The organism is Actinoplanes sp. CA-030573, assembly GCF_050951115.1.
Lineage (GTDB): Bacteria > Actinomycetota > Actinomycetes > Mycobacteriales > Micromonosporaceae > Actinoplanes.
On record NZ_CP192038.1, the window covers coordinates 4020565 to 4034933 of the forward strand.

The window sequence follows — 14369 nt, forward strand, 5'->3', positions numbered from 1 at the left end:
GTGGGTGGAACAGAAGACGACGGTCGATCAATTCATGATTGTCGTCAGATCATCCATGCCGGCGATGGTCAGGACCGGGCCGAGCAGCGGCGTCGCGATCAGCCGCAGGTGCTCGAGGTGCGGGAACAGCGCGGCCAGGCCGGCGCTGTCGATGTACTCCACCTGGGTCAGGTCGACCACGAACACCCCGTCGCTCGCCGTGCGGGCCTCGGCGAGCGCGTCGGCGAAGGTCTCGGCGTTGCTCATGTCGATCTCGCCGACGGCGGCGAGGACGACGGTGCCGTCCTTGCGGCGGTCGGTGGCGAGAGTCAGCGCAGTGCTCATCCCGGAATCCTCGTGTACAGGTCGACGATGGTGCCGGCGGCGCCGGTCGTGATGGTCACCTCGGTCATCATGGCCCGCATCAGCATGAGGCCGCGTCCCCGGTGCGGGTTGGCCTCGGGCTGCGGTGTCTTCCAGCGGCCGCTGTCGGAGACGGTCAGCCGCAGGCTCCCGGCGCTGGCGGCGGCGACGAGGCGGATCCGCCCGCGGGTGACGTTGCGGTGCCCGTGCTCGATCGCGTTGGCGCACGCCTCGCCGGCGGCGACCAGCACGTTCTGCGAGGTCGTGGTGTCGATGCCGCACCGGGCGAGCCAGCCGCGCAGCGCCGCGCGCACGGTCGCGAGCCGGCCGGGCTCGGCGTCGAAGTCCAGCTCGAGCGGGCCGGGCTGGCGGTAGAGCAGCAGGGCCACGTCGTCGTCGAAACCGCCGTCCGGCGCCATCCCGGCCATGACGTCGGTCGCCAGGTCCTCCAGGGTGGACGAGCGGCCCTGCTGGACGGTGCCGGCCACCCGCTCGATCCCGGCGGTCAGCGGCTGCCGGCGGCGCTCGACGAGCCCGTCGGTGTAGAGCAGCAGGGTCGCCCGTGGCGGCACCTGGTACCGGGCCTCGGGCCGGTCGCCGGCCGTGCGAACCCCGAGCGGCCGCGACCGGCCCTGGTCGAGCAGGACGATCGTGCCGTCGTGCAGGCTGACCACGGCCGGCGGGTGGCCGGCGCTGGAGTACGCGAGGTCGCCCGTCTCCGGGTCGAGCACGCCGCAGAACACGGTCGCGCACATCGCGCCGGGCAGCTGGGCGGCGAACCGGTCGAGCGCGGCCAAAGTCTGCGCCGGGTCGGTGTTCTGCAGCAGCAGGGCCCGGCACGCGCTGCGCAGCTGGCCCATGACGGTCGCCGCCTGCAGGCCGTGCCCGACGCAGTCGCCGACCACGATGCCGATCCGTCCACCGGCGAGCGTGACGGTGTCGTACCAGTCGCCGCCGACCTTCAGCGGGCGCGTCGCCGGCGCGTACCGGACCGCGAAGCCGAGCGGCAGCTGGGCCGGGCCGAGGATGGCCCGCTGCAGCGCCAGCGCGGTCTCCCGCTGCTGGTCGATCTGGTAGATCCGGTGCAGGCCCTGCGCGAGGTTGCCGGCCAGCAGCGCCAGCAGGGTCTGGTCCTGCTCGGTGAACGGGCGGTTCTCGGCCAGCTCGATCCGCAGCGCCATCGTGCCGTCCGGATGCTCCAGCGCGACGCCGGCGCCGCCGGTGCGCTCGGCCACCGGCGCGAGCAGCGGCGCGTCACGCAGCGCGGCCAGCTCCCGGCGGAGCGACTCGTCGAGGTCGTCCCAGTGCCGGCGGGGCTCGGTGGTGTGCAGCGCGGGCGTCTCGGCGCCGTTGAAGACCGCGGCGTAGACGGTCGTCGCCTGCCAGACCTCGGCCAGCGCGGCCAGCACGCTGCGCATCGCGCCGGTGAGGCTCTCGGCCTGGGAGAGGCGCACGTTGAGGGTGGCGAGCGCGTTGTCCCGCTGGACCGCGTAATGCTCGGCGGTGACGTCGCGGAACGTGCCGACGATCACCCGGCGGCCGGTGTCCGGGTCGGTGACCTGGTTGAACGAGGCCGCGGCCCACAGCACGTGCCCGTCGCGATGCCGCACCGGCACCGTGTACGAGCCGCGGCTCTGCTTCACCAGCATCGCGAGGGCCTCGGCGACCTGCTGGTGACCCTGGGGATCGGTCTGCGGGTCGGGCCACCACGGGGGAACCGGCGGGTAGGGCAGGCCGTCGGTCCCGTAGCCGAGGATGTCGGTGAAGGTCGAGTTGATCTCGATGACCGCGCCGTCCTCGTCGCAGACGAAGAACGCCTCCTGGAGTGAGTCGATGAGCGCCGTGCGCCACCGGGCCTGGTGGTAGCGCAGCCGGGACAGCTCCACGTTGGCCTGGACGCGGGCCAGCAGCTCGGCCGAGGAGAACGGCTTGACCAGGTAGTCGTCGGCGCCCGCCTCGAGGCCCTCGATCGAGGCCTCCTGCCCGGCCCGCGCCGACAGCAGCAGCACCGGCGTGCCGGCCGTCCGCGGGTCGGCGCGCACCGCCGACACCAGCTGCAGCCCGTCCAGCCGGGGCATCATCACATCGCTGACGATCAGGTCGGGCTTGCGGGCGCGGGCCGCCTCGAGCGCGGCCCGGCCGTCGGCCACGGTCTGTACCTGGTGGCCGGCCGAGCGCAGCAACCGGGTCAGGTAGTCGCGCATGTCGGCGTTGTCGTCGGCGACCAGCACCCGGGCCGGCGTGCGGGCGGTGCGGCCGCTCCCGGCGTCGGCCGGCGCCTCGTCGTCCGGCCCGGCCCAGCGCAGGGCCTCCTGCACGTACGGGTCGGCGGTGGCGCTCACGGTGCTGGCGCTGCCGGCCGACACCAGCGCATCGGCCGGCAGGTGCCCGGCCCCGAACGGCAGCCGGATGACGAAGGTGGTGCCGGCGCCGGCCCGGCTCTCCGCGGTGATCGTGCCGCCGTGCAGCTCGACCAGCTCCTTGACCAGCGCCAGGCCGATGCCGCTGCCCTCGTTCGAGCGGGACTGCGCGTTCTCGATTCGGTGGAACCGCTCGAACAGGCGGGGCATCTCCGGCTCGGGAATGCCGATCCCGGTGTCGGTCACCGTCACGACGGCGTGCGCTTCCTCCGCCCGTACGCCGATCCGGACGCCCCCGGAGAAGGTGAACTTCAGCGCGTTGCTCAGCAGGTTGAGGACGATCTTCTCCCACATGCCGCGGTCGACGAAGACCGGCCGTCCCAGCGGCGGGCAGTCCACCTCGAACGTCAGCCCGGCCCGCTCGACGGCCGAGCGGAACACGCTGGCCAGCTCGGCGGTGGCGGTGCCGAGGTCGACCGGCTCGTAGCGGGCCTGCATGCGGCCGGCCTCGATCCGGGAGAAGTCGAGCAGCGTGTTGACCAGCTTGCCCAGCCGCAGCCCGTTGCGGTGGATGACGTCGAGCTCGGCCCGCACCCACTCGTCGTCGATCGCGGCCCGGGTCCGCAGCTCCTCGACCGGACCCATGATCAGGGTGAGCGGGGTGCGGAACTCGTGGCTGATGTTGGAGAAGAAGGTGGTCTTGGCCCGGTCGAGCTCGGCCAGCTCCTCGGCCCGGCGCTGCTGGGCGGTGTAGGCGCGGGCGCTGCCGATGCCGGCCGCCACGTGCCCGGCGGCCAGCTCGACGAAGCCGCGGTAGGCCTCGTCCAGGACGCGGTAGCGGTTCAGGCCGGCCACCATGAAGCCGTACGGCGTGCCGCCCTGCTGCAGCAGCGGGACCAGCAGCGCCTCGGTCGGCGGCGCCGGCCAGTCACCGGACGGCAGGTCCGCGATCCCGTCCAGCGGGACCAGCACCGAGTCGCCGCCGCGGGGCGCCCGCGGCAGCCATCGCGCCGGGTCGCCGGCCGGATGCCCGGCCGCGATGCCGGTGGCGCCGGCGAGCCGCGCGCCGTCACCGTCGCCCTCGCCGTCGAAGAGGTAGGTCAGCGTGAACGGCAGGTCCCGCGGGTTGCGGGCGAGCTGGGTGCCGGCGAACCCCAGCACCTGCTCCTCGCTGCGGATCCGGCTGGGGTCGGAGCCGAGGTCGCGCAGCGTCGCCATCCGCCGCTCGCCGATCACCCGCTCGGTCTCCTCGCTGACCACGCAGAGCAGGCCGACGACCGCGCCGTCGTCGTCCCGCAGCGGGCTGTACGAGAACGTGTGGTACGTCTCCTCCGGGTAGCCGGACCGCTCGAGGACCAGCAGCAGCGCCTCGTCCCAGGTCGCCTGCCCGGTGGCCAGCACCGACTCGATGCGGGGGCCGATGTCGTCCCAGATCTCGGCCCAGACCTGGCTGGCCGGCCGGCCCAGCGCCCACGGGTACTTGTGGCCGAGCGTGTCCCGCCGGTAGGCGGCGTTGCAGAAGAACGTGAGCTGCGGGCCCCACGCCATCCACATCGAGAAGCGTGAGGACAGCAGGATGCTCACCGCGGTGCGCAGGCTCTGCGGCCAGCCGGCCGGTGAACCCAGCGGGGTCGCCTCCCACACCACGGTCTCCAGGTCGCGGCCGACGTCACCGCCGCCCGCGAAAACCTGCCGCACGTCCTCGCTCATCGCCCGTCTGTTCCCTGATCATCGCTCGCCTATGCGTTCCCGGCCCAGCATGCCAGGCGACGGCCTGCCCGCGCTGGCGGCTACCACCGGCGGGGCACACGAACCGGCCGGAACCCGAAACGCAACCGGGCCGTTTCTCCGTTCCCGGCGCCGGCTGCCGATGCGGCACGGCATGGCTTCCGCTCTTCGTCACCTCGTCGTCGCCTCCGCCGTTCTCGCCGGGTCGCTCGGCCCGGCCGCACCCGCGCTCGCCTCCCCGTCATCGCCGTCCGGCGGCACCGCCGACACGGTCGCCCAGGTCGTCGGCGCGGACGGCAGCATCGACTTCGTGCCGGTCGAGGCCCGCACGGTCGCCGACGAGGTGCGGCTCGCCGACGCCATGCCGGGGTCGATCGGGCACGCCTTCGAGCAGCCGGTCTCGGTCGAGGCGGCGACGAGCAACGACCCGTACCGCGGCTACCAGTGGGACATGGACACGCTGCACGTGGACGACGTGAAGCCGTACCTCTCCTCGCTCTCGACCCAGATCGTGGCGGTCATCGACTCCGGGGTGAACGCGGCCATGGCCGACTGGAACCCGGGGCAGATCCGCTGCGACCTGGGCGCCGACTTCGTGGCCGACTCCTACACCACCAGCTCGGGCGGGAACGGCTGCGTCGACCCGAACGGGCACGGCACCCACGTGGCCGGGACGATCGGCGCGGTCGGCGACAACGGCATCGGGGTGGAGGGCGTGGCGTCCGGGGTGCGGATCATGCCGGTACGCGTCCTGGACGCCAACGGCAGCGGGAACAGCACCGCGACGGCGCGGGGCATCGTCTGGGCCGTCGACCACGGCGCGACCGTGCTCAGCATGTCGCTCGGCGGTGGCTACTCGGCCTCCTACGACACGGCCATCCAGTACGCCACCGACCACGGGGTCACGGTGGTGGCGGCGGCCGGGAACAACGGCGCGACCGACAACGCGAAGATGTGGCCGGGCGCCTCGCCGGGGTCGATCTGCGTGACCGCGACCGACCGGACCAACGCGCACGCCTCGTTCTCCAACTACAGCGGCACCGCCACGATCGCGGCGCCGGGGGTCACGATCCTCAGCCTCGACGCCAAGACCGGCTCGTACGTCTACATGTCCGGCACGTCGATGGCGACGCCGCACGTGTCCGGGGCCGCCGCCCTGTACCGCGCCGCGCACCCGGCGACGACCCCGGCCCAGGTGACCTCCGCGCTCACCACGTCGGCGACCGATCTCGGCGCCGCCGGGTGGGACCCCTCCTTCGGCGCGGGGCTGCTCAACCCGTACCGGCTGATCACCGGCTCCGACTTCGGGGCGGTGACGCCGTCGCCCACGCCGACCGCCACCCCTTCGCCCACCCCGTCCGTGACGCCTACGGCCGGCCCGGCCGTCCCGGCTCCGACCACCGCCCCGACCACCGCCCCGACCACCGCCCCGACCACCGCCCCGACCACCGCCCCGACCACCGCCCCGGCCACTGCCAAGCCGGCGCCCTCGCCGACCGTCACCGCCCCGGCTCCGGCGGCGCCCCCCGCGCCCGCCCGGCTGACCGCCACGCCCGCGGCCGGCGCGGTGAAGCTGACCTGGACCAAGGTCACCGGAACGACCGCCCGGCCGCTCACCGGGTACCGGGTCTACCGCGGCGCCACGCTGCTGGCGACGGTGTCGTCGAGCACCACCACGTTCACCGCCAAGGTCGCGGCCGGGACGACGTACACGTACACCGTCCGGTCGTTCGGGCCGGCCGGGCTCTCGGCGCCGGTGACCGTCCGCGCCGCCGCCAGGTACCCGGCGGCGACCATCAGCGCTGCGGCCGGTTCGAAGATCACCATCAAGGCCGCGAACCTCAAGCCCGGCACGACGCTCACCGCCCGCGAGACCTACGGCGCCCGGACCGTGACGCTCGGCTCGGTCAAGGTCGGCTCCGCCGGCGCCGCCTCGCTCTCGGTCGCCCCGGCCAAGGCGACGAAGAGCGGCACGCTCACCGTCACCGGCACCGACCGCAACAACGCCGCGGTGAAGGTGCAGAAGACCGTCACACACAAGTGACGTGGCCTCGCCGGCCCTCTAGTGTCACACCATGGATCTGGGCCTGGCGGGCAAGCGGGTAGTGGTCACCGGCGCGGGCAAGGGCATCGGCCTGGCCATCGTGCGCGGCTTCGTGGACGAGGGCGCCACCGTCGTCGCCGGCTCCCGCCGGATCACGCCCGAGCTGGCGAAGCTCTCCGGCGTGACCGCGGTCGAGGTCGACCTGGCCGACCAGGCCGGCCCGGCCGAGCTGGTGGCGGCCGCCGGCGAGCGGATCGACGTGCTGGTCAACAACGTCGGCATCGCGCCACCCCGGCCGCAGGGCTTCCTCGAGGTCACCGACGACATGTGGGCCGCCACCTGGAACCTCAACGTGATGTCCGCGGTCCGCGCCACCCGGGCCGCGCTGCCGGTCATGCTGGCCGGCGGTGGCGGCGCGATCGTGAACACCGGATCGGTGAACGCCCGGCTCGCCGACCCGCTGGTGATCGACTACTCGGCGGCCAAGGCGGCGCTGACCAACTTCGCCAAGTCGCTGTCCAAGGAGTTCGGGGCGCGCGGCATCCGGGTCAACACGGTCGCGCCCGGGCCGGTCGCCACCGACCTGTGGCTCGGTGGCGGCGGCGTGGCCGCGACCGTGGGCGCCGCCCAGGGCATCGACCCGGCCCAGGTCGAGGCGGGCGCCAAGGCGGCCATGGTCACCGGGCGCTTCACCCGCCCCGAGGAGGTCGCCGACCTGGTGTTGCTGCTGGCCAGTGACCGGTCCGGCAACGTCACCGGGGCCGAGGTGACGATCGACGGCGGCCTGATCACGACGGTCTGAGCGCGCCTCAGTAGACGGTGTAGCCGCCGTCGATCACCAGCACCGCGCCGGTCACGAAGGCGGCGGCGGGGGAGCAGAGGTAGACGACGGTGGGTGCGATCTCCTCGGGCATCGCGTAGCGCTGCTGCGGGGCGTCCTCGATCCACATGCGGCGCAGCTCCGGGCGGTCGACCGGGGCCATCTCGGTCTTCACGTAGCCGGGTGCCACGGCGTTGACCCGGATGTGGTGCGGCGCCCACTCGGCGGCCAGCGACTTCGTGAGCTGGTGGACGGCGGCCTTCGAGGCGTTGTAGGGGGCCTGCGCCTGCGGGCGGTTGACGATCAGCCCGGAGATCGAGCCGATGTTGACGATCGCCCCGCCGCCGGCCTCGCGCAGGTGGCGGCCGGCGGCGAGGCTGACCTTCCAGACCGCGCGCACGTTGAGGTCGAAGACCTGCCGCCACTCGTCGTCGGTCGCGTCCCAGGCCGGGTTGTGGAAGCAGACGCCGGCGTTGTTGACGACGATGTCCAGGCCACCCAGCTCCCGGGCCGCCTCGTCGACGGCCCGGTCCACGTCGCCGTCGTCGGTCAGGTCGGCCTTTATCCCGTACGCGAGGACGCCCTGGTCCTTCAGGCTGCCGACCGCCGACGAGTTCGCCTCGCCGTCACGCCCGACGAACGCCACCGCGGCGCCGCAGTCGGCCAGCGCGCGGGCGAACGCGTACCCCAGCCCGCGGTTGCCGCCGGTGACCAGCGCCTTCTTTCCCTCCAGCGAGAATGCCGCGAGCCCGCGCGGATACCCCATGCCGTTCCTCCTCGTGTGCGCTGCCTGCGCACATCGGAGAACAACTCGGCGCGAGCGTCAAGAGGCTCAGACGGCCCGGTGCAGCTCCTCGCGGGTCACGCGCAGGTTGACCACGGCCGGCGAGCCCTCGACGCTGTCGCGGATCTGGTCGCCGCCGGCATAGGTGTCGTTGGACAGGAAGCCGGTGCCGTCGATGCGCACGTAGCCGGCGCTCATCAGCTCCTCGGCCACGCCGGCGGGCACGTCGGGGCGTACGTCGGTGCCCGGCATCTGCACGGCGGTGACGGTTCCGGCCTCCTCGCCGTCCCGGTCGACGACGGTCATTCCCACCGTCACGGTGGCGATGGGCAGCGGCTCGGTCGGCGTCTCAGGATGCATGTGCCGCAGAATGCCCGCGCCGCCGCACCGGAAACATGCGCGATGATCGAGCCATGCGACTGGTGCTGGTAGTGCTCGCCGACCCGCAGGGCAACGAGTTCTGCGTGCTGCGGCCGCCGGACGGCGACGAACGCCTGGCCGAGCTCTGAGGCCGGCGGGACGCCGCCCGGCGGGGCGGCCTCACTGCTGCTGGGTGTCCCCGGCGCCGGTGCGCTGCTGCGCCTGGTCGACGCCCTTGTCGATCTGACTCGAGTACTTGTTGCCGGTACGGTCGTCGACCTGGTCGCCGGCCTTCTCGAGGCCCTCGTCGACCTGCTTGTCGTGCTTGTCGGCGAAGTCCTTCGCCTCGTCCACGAAGCCCATGAGTGCCTCCTCCACAGTGGTTGGGCCGTGGCGGCCCGGCTTTATCCGTGCCCGGCCGGCCGCCGCCGAAACCCGCCGAGACATGTCCCACAGCACGGCGGAGAACGCATCGACGAGGGTAAGTGGCGGCGATGCTGCTGCTCGACCTTGCCCTCGCACTCATGCTCGTCGTGGCCGGCACGGCCCTGCTCGGCGCCCACCACCTGCTGCTGATCGCCGCCGGGCTGGTGGCGCTCGCGGTCGCCCTGGTGGTCACCCACGGGCACGTGGTGCTGCGCCGCCGGGTGCCGGCCCGGGCCGGCACCGCCGTGGACGTGGCGCCCGCCGATCGGCTCGCGGTCGCGCCGATGGACGGCCGGACCGCCACCGCGGTCGCGCTCGGCGCGACCGGCCTGTTCCTGTTCAACGCCGTGTTCGGCGCGATCGCGATCGGCCTCGGCCTCTCGGCGTTGCGCCGGGGCGCGCCGGGCCGGTGGGGACGGCCGGGCGCCGTCGCCGGCATCGTGCTCGGCATCGCCGACTTCCTGGTTCTGCTGATCATGCTGGCCGTCCGCCTCACCGGGGCCGGCCTGCAGTGGAGCTGACGGACGCATGACTCGCGCACCCGGGGGTACCCGGCCCCGATGCGCGCGGAAGTGACCTTCATCGGCAATGCCACCACCCTGCTGCGGCTGGGTGACTTCACCCTGCTCACCGATCCGGCCTTCGGGGCGGCCGGCAGCCGGGTCCCGCTCGGCTGGGGGATGTGGACCAAGCGGGTACGGGATCCGGCCCTGGACGCCCTCGAAGGCGCCGAGCCCGACGCCGTCGTCCTCTCCCACCTGCACGGTGACCACTTCGACGGCGCCGCCCGGCAGCGCCTCGACCCGGCCCTGCCGATCCTGACCACGCCGCAGGCCGAGCGCCGCCTGCGCAAGCGGTTCCGGGACGTGCGCGGGCTGCCGACCTGGGAGTCCGACGAATGGACCCGCGGCGACCAGCGGCTGCGCGTCACCGCCGTCCCGGGGCGTCACGGTCCTGGCGTCGCCGACCGGCTGCTGCCCGACGTGATGGGCTCCGTGATCGAGCTGCAGACCGGCGGCGCCGGCCGGCCGGAGACCCGGCTGCGCCTCTACGTCACCGGCGACACGCTCTACCGTCCCGGACTGGCCGAGATCCCGCGCCGGTTCGGGGAGATCGACGCCATGCTCATCCACCTCGGCGGCACCCGCGTGCTCGGCCTGCTGGTGACCATGGACGACCGCCAGGGCGCCGAGCTCACCCATCTGATCCACCCCGGCCGCACCATCCCCATCCACTTCGACGACTACCGGGTCATGAAGTCGCCGCTGAACCGGTTTCTGGACCGGGCCCGGCGGGAGGGCCTGACCGGGGTCCAGCCGATCGCCCGCGGTGGGACCGTCGAGCTGCCGTTGCGCATCCCCTGACGGTTTATCCGGAGCGTCTGGGGTTACACACGTGCCGTGGAAGAGCTGGAGTGGCTGGCCGTCGTGCGGCATGGGGAAAGCACCGGGAACACGGCCGCGGCGGCGGCCGAGGCAGCGGGGGCCGAGGTGATCGACATCCCGGAGCGGGACGCCGACGTCCCGCTCTCGGCGACCGGCCGGGAGCAGGCCGCGGCCGTGCGGGAGGTGCTCGCGGCGGCCCGGCCCGGCATCGCGGTGATCTCGCCGTACCTGCGCACCCGGCAGACCGCCGCGCTCGCGCTCGACGGCTTGCCGGTGCCGGCCCGGGTCGACGAGCGCCTGCGCGACCGCGAGCTCGGCGTCCTCGACCTGCTGACCACCCACGGCGTCGGGGCGCGGCTGCCGGGCGAGTCGGCGCGCCGGGCCCGGCTGGGCAAGTTCTACTACCGGCCGCCGGGCGGCGAGTCCTGGGCCGACGTGCTGCTGCGGCTGCGCGCGCTGCTGCGGGAGCTGCGCGAGGACCACCCGGGCGGCCGGGTCGTGCTGTTCGCGCACGAGGCGACCGTGCTGCTGATCCGCTATCTGGCCGAGGGGCTGGACGAGGCGGAGCTGATGGCGGTCGCGCGGAGCGTGACCATCGCGAACTGCTCGGTCAGCAGCTGGCGGCGCGACGGCGGCGAGCTGCGGCCGGTGACCTTCAACGACGTCACCCACCTGCACCGCGACGACGCGCCGGTCACCAAGCAGGAGGACGTGCATGCCGAGCATTGAGGAACGCGTGATCACCCCGGGCCTGCTGCGCGACTGGCCGCTGCCCGATCCCGAGGGCGACAAGGAGTCCCGGGGAACGGTGCTGGTCGTCGGCGGATCACCGTTCAACCCGGGCGCGGTGCTGCTGGCCGGGGTCGCGGCGCTGCGGGCCGGCGCCGGGCGCCTCCAGCTGGCGGTGGCCGACGAGAGCGCGGTGGCGCTGAGCGTGGCGGTGCCCGAGGCCAAGGTGGTCGGCCTCCGCCGGACGGATCAGGTGCTCGATCTGGCCACCCGGGCCGACGTGATCGCTCTTGGGCCGGGGCTCGACGACATCGGGCAGACCACCGACCTCATGCGTACGGTGCTCGGCGCGGCCGGCCCGGAGACGGCGGTCGTGCTCGACGCGTACGCCCTGGGCGCCCTCAGCAAGGATGCCGGCCTGCTGAAGCAGCACCGCGCCGTGCTGACCCCGAACGTCACCGAGGCCGGCCACCTGCTCGGCCGCGAGCCGGGCGACGACCTGGCCGAGGCCGCCCGCGCCCTGGCCGGCCGCTACCACGCGGTGGTCTCGCTCTACGGCCACATCGCCGATCCGGAGGGCGGCGCCTGGCGCGAGGAGAGCGGCGACGCCGGCCTCGGCACCTCCGGCAGCGGCGACGCCCGGGCCGGAGTGGTGGCCGGGCTGCTCGGCCGGGGCGCCGGACCGGCTCAGGCCGCCTGCTGGGCCGCGTACGCCCACGCGGTCAGCGGCCGGCGCCTGAGCCCCCGCTTCGGGCGCACCGGCTTCCTGGCCCGGGAGCTGGTCGACGAGGTCGCGTACACCATCGCCACGGTGTGACCGGCCGGTCCCCCCGGCGGTGACGCCGGGTTTCAGATGTCCGGTCGTGGGCACCAAAACGGTCAGCAACGTGGCACGGGAAGGACGACAGGCATGAGCGGCAAAGCCGTCAAGATCGCTTACAAGCCGGTGGGGCTGCTGCTCGGCGCGGGGGCTGGTGTGCTCTCCGGGCTGATCTTCAAGCAGGTCTGGAAGGTCGCCGGCCATGACGACGACGCGCCCAACGCCACCGACGAGGACCGCGGCTGGGGCGAGGTGCTGATCGCCGCGGCCCTGCAGGGCGCCATCTTCGCCCTGGTGAAGGCCGCCGTCGACCGCGCCGGGGCCACCGGCGTCCGCAAGGCCACCGGTCAGTGGCCGGACTGACAGAGAAACGGAGAGAGATCCTGATGAAGGTTTTGAAGCTGGCCGCCGGGTTCGCCGTCGGGTACGTGCTGGGCGCCCGGGCCGGCCGCGAGAAGTTCGAGCAGATCGCCGCCACCGCCCGCAAGCTCAACAGCAGCCCCACGGCGGAGCAGGCGAAGGAGAAAGCCAAGAGCGCGATCGGCAGCGCCACCGAGAAGCTCGGCGACAGCACGAACAAGCAGCCGGCGAGCACGCGCAAGCGCCGGGAGCCGGTCGGCAGCGGCGTCGGCAGCCCGTCCAGCACCACGATCGGCGGGACGATGGGCGGCACCACGCCCACCAGCGACCCGCTGGCCTGACACACACTTGGTTGCGGCGGCGTCACCCCTCGGGATGACGCCGCCGCAGGTGTGAAATTCGTGATCTCAGGGGATTCATCGCCCCGTGAAAAGACTTCTGATCGCTCTGGTCCCGCTCCTGGCAGCGGGATGCGCATCGCCGAGTGATCGCGGTACGGCGGCCGCCGCCGCGGCGAACCGGCTGCTCACCGCCGTCGCCGCGAAGGACGGCGCGGGTGCCTGCGCGGTCCTCGCCCCGGACACCGGCGCCGAGGTCGCCCAGTCCGCCGACAAGCCCTGTTCCGAGGCCATCCTCGACGATGACCTGCCGCGACCGGGCCGGGTGCTCGGCACCGAGGTCTACGGCCGGCGCGCCCAGGTGCGCCTCGACGACGACACCGTCTTCCTGGCCGTCTTCCCCGACGGCTGGCGGGTGGTCGCGGCCGGCTGCACCCCGCAGGGCGAGAAGCCGTACGACTGCCAGGTGGAAGCGAGCTGAGCCATGCGCACCCAATTCGTGTCGCTGCTGGTCTTCGTCGGCGCCGGTCTGGTCTACATCATCGCGCTGGGGTTGTTGCACCGATGAGACGATTCCTGCGCGAGAACTCGCTCGGCCTGGTCTTCGGCCTGCTCTTCCTGCTCGTCCTGGTCGGCCAGGCGATCGCCGGGCAGGCCGACTACAACCAGCAGCAGATCACCGAGGGCCTGCCGCCCATCTCCTTCGTCCGGTACATCTCGTCGGCGAGCTTCGGCGTCGACGTCGCCGAGAACTGGCAGTCGGAGTACCTGCAGTTCTTCCTCTTCATCTTCCTGACGGTCTGGCTGCTGCAGAAGGGCTCGCCGGAGTCCAAGCTGCTCGGCAAGGTCGGCCGGGAATCCGAGAAGGAACAGAAGATCGGGGCGTACGCCGAGCCGCGCTCGCCGAAGTGGGCGCGGGCTCACGGCGTACGTCTGCTGTTGTTCTCGAACTCCCTCGGCCTGGTCATGGGCGTCATCTTCCTCGGGTCCTGGCTGGCCCAGTCGATCGCCGGAGTGTCCGCCTACAACGAGGACCAGCTGGCCAACCGGCAGGACCCGGTGAGCTGGACGCGATATCTGGGCGAGCCGGAGTTCTGGAACCGCACCCTGCAGAACTGGCAGTCGGAGCTGCTCGCGGTCGCCTCGATGGCCGTCTTCGCCATCTACCTGCGCCAGCGTGGTTCGTCGCAGTCCAAGCCGGTCGGCACCCCGCACGACGTCACCGGCGAGGAGGGCTGAACCGGGCGTGTAGTTCGCCGCGGGTGGGGTACGCCGGGCCCGGAACACCCCATCCGTGGAGGAACGATGACCAACGAAACCGACCGGGACGTCGTGGACGTCCTGACCGCCGACCACCGCGAGGTCACCGCCCTGATCGGTGAGATCAGCACGGTCCGCGACCCGATGGTGCGGCGCGACCTCACCGACACCGCGATCAGCGAGCTGGTCCGGCACGCGGTGGCCGAGGAGATGTACGTCTACCCGGCCATGCGCAAGCACCTGCCCGACGGCGAGAAGTCCGTGCAGCACGACATCGAGGAGCACAAGGAGCTCGAGCGGGCGATGAAGGAGCTCGAGGACGTGGACGTCAACACGCCCGAGTTCGAGACCGCGCTCGGCCGGCTCACCGAGATCCTCGCCGACCACGTCCAGGACGAAGAGGCCGACCAGTTCCCCGAGCTGCGGCAGCGGATCCCGCGCGAGGAGCTGGTGACGATGGCCGGCAAGGTCGAGACGGCCAAGAAGCTGGCGCCGACCCGGCCGCACCCGAGCGCGCCCAACAGCGAGCTGTTCCACAAGCTGGCCGGCCCCGGCGTCGGCCTGGTCGACCGCCTCAAAGACATGATCACGGGCCGCGTGACGGGCTGACCGC

At 73.0% G+C, this 14369-nt stretch carries 16 protein-coding genes; 11 read left to right on the forward strand and 5 right to left on the reverse strand.

Annotated elements, in window-relative coordinates:
- Positions 1-27: 27 nt before the first annotated feature.
- Positions 28-324, reverse strand: coding sequence for an STAS domain-containing protein (locus tag ACQP2F_RS18650; RefSeq protein WP_433305653.1), 297 nt, complete (start codon positions 322-324; stop codon positions 28-30).
- Positions 321-4412 (reverse strand): SpoIIE family protein phosphatase, encoded by a 4092-nt coding sequence (locus tag ACQP2F_RS18655; protein ID WP_433305654.1) that lies wholly within the window; start codon positions 4410-4412, stop codon positions 321-323. The genes ACQP2F_RS18650 and ACQP2F_RS18655 overlap by 4 nt, the downstream gene beginning before the upstream one ends.
- Before the next feature lie 172 nt (positions 4413-4584).
- Between ACQP2F_RS18655 and ACQP2F_RS18660 the strand changes: the two genes are divergently transcribed.
- The gene (locus tag ACQP2F_RS18660) at positions 4585-6474 is read left to right on the forward strand and encodes a S8 family serine peptidase (protein ID WP_433305656.1); all 1890 of its coding nucleotides are present in this window, start codon (positions 4585-4587) and stop codon (positions 6472-6474) included.
- 31 nt (positions 6475-6505) lie between these two features.
- Positions 6506-7276, forward strand: a complete 771-nt coding sequence (locus ACQP2F_RS18665; RefSeq protein WP_433305658.1) for an SDR family NAD(P)-dependent oxidoreductase — start codon at positions 6506-6508, stop codon at positions 7274-7276.
- 7 nt (positions 7277-7283) lie between these two features.
- On the opposite strand, the gene ACQP2F_RS18670 is transcribed toward ACQP2F_RS18665, so the two are convergent.
- From ACQP2F_RS18670 to ACQP2F_RS18680, 3 genes are all read right to left on the reverse strand, one after another.
- Entirely contained in the window at positions 7284-8060 is a 777-nt protein-coding gene (locus ACQP2F_RS18670) for an SDR family NAD(P)-dependent oxidoreductase (protein WP_433305660.1), read from the reverse strand.
- A 66-nt stretch (positions 8061-8126) separates the two neighbouring features.
- The gene (locus tag ACQP2F_RS18675; protein WP_433305662.1) at positions 8127-8438 is read right to left on the reverse strand and encodes a hypothetical protein; all 312 of its coding nucleotides are present in this window, start codon (positions 8436-8438) and stop codon (positions 8127-8129) included.
- A 180-nt stretch (positions 8439-8618) separates the two neighbouring features.
- A complete protein-coding gene (locus ACQP2F_RS18680) occupies positions 8619-8801 on the reverse strand; it encodes an antitoxin (RefSeq protein WP_433305664.1) in 183 nt (60 codons plus the stop codon).
- 122 nt (positions 8802-8923) lie between these two features.
- Here ACQP2F_RS18680 and ACQP2F_RS18685 point away from each other — a divergent pair, with 122 nt between their 5' ends.
- The 9 genes from ACQP2F_RS18685 (at position 8924) to ACQP2F_RS18725 (ending at position 14365) form a co-directional block, all read left to right on the forward strand.
- A complete protein-coding gene (locus tag ACQP2F_RS18685) occupies positions 8924-9385 on the forward strand; it encodes a hypothetical protein (protein WP_433305665.1) in 462 nt (153 codons plus the stop codon).
- Between the two features lie 39 nt (positions 9386-9424).
- Positions 9425-10228: an MBL fold metallo-hydrolase gene (locus tag ACQP2F_RS18690; protein ID WP_433305667.1), complete on the forward strand. Its 804-nt coding sequence runs from the start codon at positions 9425-9427 to the stop codon at positions 10226-10228.
- A 36-nt stretch (positions 10229-10264) separates the two neighbouring features.
- On the forward strand, positions 10265-10978 hold the full coding sequence (locus ACQP2F_RS18695) for a histidine phosphatase family protein (protein ID WP_433305669.1): 714 nt from the start codon (positions 10265-10267) through the stop codon (positions 10976-10978).
- Entirely contained in the window at positions 10965-11795 is an 831-nt protein-coding gene (locus ACQP2F_RS18700) for an NAD(P)H-hydrate dehydratase (RefSeq protein WP_433305670.1), read from the forward strand. Before ACQP2F_RS18695 ends, ACQP2F_RS18700 begins: the two co-directional genes overlap by 14 nt.
- Positions 11796-11888: 93 nt before the next feature.
- Positions 11889-12161, forward strand: a complete 273-nt coding sequence (locus ACQP2F_RS18705; protein ID WP_433305672.1) for a DUF4235 domain-containing protein — start codon at positions 11889-11891, stop codon at positions 12159-12161.
- Between the two features lie 23 nt (positions 12162-12184).
- Positions 12185-12499 (forward strand): hypothetical protein, encoded by a 315-nt coding sequence (locus tag ACQP2F_RS18710; protein ID WP_433305674.1) that lies wholly within the window; start codon positions 12185-12187, stop codon positions 12497-12499.
- Between the two features lie 85 nt (positions 12500-12584).
- Entirely contained in the window at positions 12585-12977 is a 393-nt protein-coding gene (locus ACQP2F_RS18715) for a hypothetical protein (protein ID WP_433305675.1), read from the forward strand.
- Positions 12978-13060: 83 nt separating this feature from the next.
- Complete coding sequence (locus ACQP2F_RS18720) at positions 13061-13735, forward strand: DUF6766 family protein (protein WP_433305677.1); 675 nt, start codon at positions 13061-13063, stop codon at positions 13733-13735.
- A gap of 66 nt (positions 13736-13801) precedes the next feature.
- Positions 13802-14365: a hemerythrin domain-containing protein gene (locus ACQP2F_RS18725; RefSeq protein ID WP_433305678.1), complete on the forward strand. Its 564-nt coding sequence runs from the start codon at positions 13802-13804 to the stop codon at positions 14363-14365.
- Positions 14366-14369 lie beyond the last annotated feature (4 nt).

Bases quoted from the DNA above. Each gene is read 5' to 3' on its own strand.
- ACQP2F_RS18710 (WP_433305674.1), top strand. From the start codon at position 12,185: ATGAAGGTTTTGAAGCTGGCCGCCGGGTTCGCCGTCGGGTACGTGCTG.
- ACQP2F_RS18680 (WP_433305664.1), bottom strand. From the start codon at position 8,801: ATGGGCTTCGTGGACGAGGCGAAGGACTTCGCCGACAAGCACGACAAG.
- ACQP2F_RS18705 (WP_433305672.1), top strand. From the start codon at position 11,889: ATGAGCGGCAAAGCCGTCAAGATCGCTTACAAGCCGGTGGGGCTGCTG.
- ACQP2F_RS18720 (WP_433305677.1), top strand. From the start codon at position 13,061: ATGAGACGATTCCTGCGCGAGAACTCGCTCGGCCTGGTCTTCGGCCTG.
- ACQP2F_RS18700 (WP_433305670.1), top strand. From the start codon at position 10,965: ATGCCGAGCATTGAGGAACGCGTGATCACCCCGGGCCTGCTGCGCGAC.
- ACQP2F_RS18670 (WP_433305660.1), bottom strand. From the start codon at position 8,060: ATGGGGTATCCGCGCGGGCTCGCGGCATTCTCGCTGGAGGGAAAGAAG.
- ACQP2F_RS18660 (WP_433305656.1), top strand. From the start codon at position 4,585: ATGGCTTCCGCTCTTCGTCACCTCGTCGTCGCCTCCGCCGTTCTCGCC.
- ACQP2F_RS18650 (WP_433305653.1), bottom strand. From the start codon at position 324: ATGAGCACTGCGCTGACTCTCGCCACCGACCGCCGCAAGGACGGCACC.
- ACQP2F_RS18725 (WP_433305678.1), top strand. From the start codon at position 13,802: ATGACCAACGAAACCGACCGGGACGTCGTGGACGTCCTGACCGCCGAC.
- ACQP2F_RS18655 (WP_433305654.1), bottom strand. From the start codon at position 4,412: ATGAGCGAGGACGTGCGGCAGGTTTTCGCGGGCGGCGGTGACGTCGGC.
- ACQP2F_RS18675 (WP_433305662.1), bottom strand. From the start codon at position 8,438: ATGCATCCTGAGACGCCGACCGAGCCGCTGCCCATCGCCACCGTGACG.
- ACQP2F_RS18690 (WP_433305667.1), top strand. From the start codon at position 9,425: ATGCGCGCGGAAGTGACCTTCATCGGCAATGCCACCACCCTGCTGCGG.
- ACQP2F_RS18665 (WP_433305658.1), top strand. From the start codon at position 6,506: ATGGATCTGGGCCTGGCGGGCAAGCGGGTAGTGGTCACCGGCGCGGGC.